Origin of the sequence: Trebonia sp. (assembly GCF_049794275.1) — a bacterium.
Lineage (GTDB): Bacteria > Actinomycetota > Actinomycetes > Streptosporangiales > Streptosporangiaceae > Trebonia.
The window spans coordinates 1-3722 of sequence record NZ_JBARCR010000059.1; the positions used below are offsets into that span (position 1 = coordinate 1).

4 protein-coding genes are annotated in these 3722 nt (G+C 71.5%); 1 reads left to right on the top strand and 3 read right to left on the bottom strand.

Annotated elements, in window-relative coordinates:
• The 3 genes from WA805_RS01525 to pyrR all read right to left on the bottom strand — a co-directional run.
• On the bottom strand, positions 1-1100 hold a 1100-nt coding region (locus tag WA805_RS01525), incomplete at its 3' end, for a dihydroorotase (RefSeq protein ID WP_425241476.1).
• The gene (locus tag WA805_RS01530; protein WP_422285535.1) at positions 1097-2053 is read right to left on the bottom strand and encodes an aspartate carbamoyltransferase catalytic subunit; all 957 of its coding nucleotides are present in this window, start codon (positions 2051-2053) and stop codon (positions 1097-1099) included. The genes WA805_RS01525 and WA805_RS01530, both read right to left, overlap by 4 nt.
• Positions 2050-2682: a bifunctional pyr operon transcriptional regulator/uracil phosphoribosyltransferase PyrR gene (gene pyrR / locus WA805_RS01535; RefSeq protein ID WP_425241477.1), complete on the bottom strand. Its 633-nt coding sequence runs from the start codon at positions 2680-2682 to the stop codon at positions 2050-2052. The genes WA805_RS01530 and pyrR overlap by 4 nt, the downstream gene beginning before the upstream one ends.
• Before the next feature lie 508 nt (positions 2683-3190).
• Between pyrR and WA805_RS01540 the strand changes: the two genes are divergently transcribed.
• Positions 3191-3688, top strand: a complete 498-nt coding sequence (locus WA805_RS01540; protein WP_422272937.1) for a transcriptional regulator — start codon at positions 3191-3193, stop codon at positions 3686-3688.
• The last annotated feature ends 34 nt before the right edge of the window (positions 3689-3722 follow it).

Here is a 3722-nt window from a genome sequence, read left to right on the forward strand (position 1 = left end):
TGGCCGGGCAGCCGGCCGATCGCGGCCGGGCGGCGCGACATGCGGTCCGCGACGCCGGCCCAGTCGAGCAGGCCGGTGTCCACCATCGCGAGCTGCACCACGCGCAGCGCGGTCTCCAGGCCGGTCATGCCGTTCGCGGCGGCCGCCCACTCGGTCTCCTTGGCCTCGACCGGGTGCGGCGCGTGGTCGGTGGCCACGCAGTCGATGGTGCCGTCGGCCAGCCCCCGGCGCAGCGCGTCCACGTCGGCCCTGGTGCGCAGCGGCGGGTTGACCTTGAACACGGTGTCGTACCCGCCGGCCAGGTCGTCGGTGAGCAGCAGGTGGTGCGGGGTCACCTCGGCGGTCACCTGCCAGCCCTTGGCCTTGGCCCAGCGGACGATCTCCACCGAGCCGGCCGTCGAGACGTGGCAGACGTGCAGCCGCGAGCCGGTGTGCGCGGCGAGCAGGCAGTCGCGCGCGATGATCGCCTCCTCGGCGGCGGCCGGCCAGCCGGGCAGGCCGAGCCTGCTGGCGACCTCACCCTCGTTCAGCTGGGCGCCTTCGGTGAGCCGCGGCTCCTGGGCGTGCTGCGCGATCACCCCGTCGAACGCCTTCACGTACTCCAGGGCCCGGCGCATCAGCAGCGGGTCGGCGACGCAGTCGCCGTCGTCGGAGAACACCCGGACCGCCGCGGCCGAGTCGGCCATCGCGCCGAGCTCCGCGAGCTGCCTGCCGTTCCGGCCCACGGTGACCGCGCCGACCGGGCGGACGTCGGCGTACCCGGCCTGCTGGCCGAGCCGCCAGATCTGCTCGACGACCCCGGCGGTGTCGGCCACCGGCTCGGTGTTCGCCATCGCGTGCACCGCGGTGTAGCCGCCGAGCGCGGCGGCCCTGGTGCCGGTCTCCACCGTCTCGGCGTCCTCGCTGCCCGGCTCGCGCAGGTGCGCGTGCAGGTCCACGAGGCCGGGCAGCGCGATCAGCCCCTGGGCGTCGAGGACGCGCGCCGTCGGTGCGGCGATGCCCGCGCCGACGGCTACGATCTCGCCGCCGTCGAGGTGGATGTCGGCGGCGCCCGGGGCGCCCGCGATCGAGACGCCCTTGATCAGCCATTCCTCGGTCATACCGCCGCCCCCTCGCCGGCACCGCCGAGTAGCAGGTAAAGAACGGCCATCCGGACGATGACCCCGTTGCTCACCTGCGCCACGATCGTCGACCGCGGCGAGTCCGCGACCTCGGCGGCGATTTCCACGCCGCGGTTCATCGGGCCCGGGTGCATCACGATCGCGTGCTCGGGCAGCAGCGCCATCCGCCCGGTGTCGAGCCCGTACCGGCGCCGGTACTCCCGGATGCTCGGGAAGTACGCCGCGCTCATCCGCTCCTGCTGCACCCGCAGCATCATCACCACGTCGGCCTTGCGGAGCTCCGCGTCCAGGTCGTAGCTGACCTTGCACGGCCAGCTCTCGACCGCGTACGGCATCAGCGTCGGCGGGGCCACCAGCGTCACCTCGGCCCCGAGCGTGCTGAGCAGCAGCACGTTGGACCTGGCCACCCGGCTGTGCAGCACGTCGCCAACGATCGTGACCCGCAGCCCGTCCAGGCCCATGCCGCGGCCCCGCTCGCCGTCCCCGACGAGCCGCTGGCGCATCGTGAACGCGTCCAGCAGCGCCTGGGTGGGGTGCTCGTGGGTGCCGTCCCCTGCGTTCACCACGCTGCCGGTCACCCAGCGGGCCAGCGTGTGGGCGGCGCCGGACGCGCTGTGCCGGATGATCACCGCGTCCGCGCCCATCGCCTCCAGGGTCAACGCGGTGTCCTTCAGGCTTTCGCCCTTGGCCACGCTCGAGCCCTTGGCGGAGAAGTTGATCACGTCCGCGGACAGCCGCTTCGCGGCCGCCTCGAACGAGGTCCTTGTCCTGGTGGAGTCCTCGTAGAAGCAGTTGACGACCGTCAGGCCGCGCAGCGTCGGGAGCTTCCTGATCGGCCGGCCCGCGACGCTGGCGAGTTCGGCCGCGGTGTCCAGGATGAGAATCGCGTCGTCGCGGCTCAGGTCGGCCGCGGAGATCAGGTGCCGGTTCACCGGTCACCCTCCCCGAGCAGCACCGAGTCCTCGCCGTCGATCTCCGTCAGGTGCACCCGCACCACCTCGCGGTGCGCCGTCGGCAGGTTCTTGCCCACGTAGTCGGCGCGGATCGGCAGCTCCCGGTGGCCGCGGTCGACCAGCACGGCGAGCTGCACGGCGCGCGGCCTGCCGAGATCGTTGAGCGCGTCAAGCGCGGCGCGCACGGTCCGCCCGGAGAACAGCACGTCGTCGACCAGCACGACCGTCTTGCCGTCCACCCCCTCGGGCGGCACCTCGGTCCGCCGCAGCGCGCGGGCCGGGCGCAGCCGCAGGTCGTCGCGGTGCATGGTGACGTCGAGCGAGCCGTACGGCGCCGGGGTGCCCTCGAACTCACCGATCCGCGCCGCCAGCCGGCGGGCCAGGTAAACCCCGCGGGTAGGGATGCCGAGCAAGACAACCCCCTCGCCACCGTGCGTGCGTTCCAGGATCTCGTGCGCGATGCGGCTCAGCGCGCGACGGATCTCCTCGGGAGTGAGCACCGCTTTCCAGCCACCGCCAGCGGCCTGGCCGGGGTCTGGGGCCTGCGCGGCGCTCGCGGCGCCGGGGACACTAGGGGTACTCGACTCGTGACCTGGTTCTGGCCTCATCGCGCACACCAGTCACGACCTCCTTCCCCGTCTCACGGGACGGTCCTTAAAGGATGCCTACGCCGATTACCGTACCAGCAACATCCGCGCAGGCAGGACCGTCTGTTCCTGGCCGCCCACGCCGGCGCGGCGGCCACCGGGGGCACCACCGGTACCCTTAGTCATCACCGGCTCCGGCACCCCGCTCGTCCCCGGCCGCGCGGACGTCGTTTGGTGATTCCCAGTGAGCATGCGCACTGTGATTTGGATCACATTAGATGCACGATGTCATAACGGTCCGGAGCCGGGCGGCGGGCCATCTTGCCGCCCCTGCGCACGGAAAACCCGACGACATCGGGGGTTGTCGCTTCCTGGCGAGGGGTACGAAGCATTCCGCGAGGGCAAGGACGGTTACTGAGTGCCTTCGACCAGTTTTTGCCATTTGGCTTGACCTTGTCGCCCTCGCCGCTTACCGTCACTGTGCGTAACCGTTACCGTAAGCGACGACTGGCCGGGAAACCGAGGAAACATGCCATCTGAGTACGCCAAGACCCTGGGCGCGCGACTGCGCGCTATTCGCACCCAGCAGGGACTCTCGCTGCACGGCGTTGAGGAGAAGTCACGCGGACGGTGGAAGGCCGTCGTGGTCGGTTCTTACGAGCGCGGCGACCGGTCGGTTACCGTTCAGAAGCTCGCCGAGCTTGCCGAGTTCTACGGGGTCCCGGTGTCCGAGCTGCTGCCCGGCGACGCCGCCCCCACCCCGATCGCGACCGCTCCCAAGCTCGTGATTGACCTTGAGCGGATGAACCAGCTGCCGAAGGAGAAGATCGGGCCGCTCGCCCGCTACGTCGCCACCATCCAGGCGCAGCGCGGCGACTACAACGGCCGGGTGCTCTCCGTCCGGCACGAGGACCTGCGGTCGCTGGCGGTCATCTACGACAAGTCGCCCGCTGACCTGACCGAAGAGCTCATCAGCTGGGGCGTGCTCGACGCGGACGCCCGCACCACCCCCATCGAGTCGTTCTGAGGCTGAGAGGCTGGCCCGCCGCGTCGGGCCAGCC

Bases quoted from the DNA above. Each gene is read 5' to 3' on its own strand.
- WA805_RS01540 (WP_422272937.1), top strand. From the start codon at position 3,191: ATGCCATCTGAGTACGCCAAGACCCTGGGCGCGCGACTGCGCGCTATT.
- pyrR (WP_425241477.1), bottom strand. From the start codon at position 2,682: ATGAGGCCAGAACCAGGTCACGAGTCGAGTACCCCTAGTGTCCCCGGC.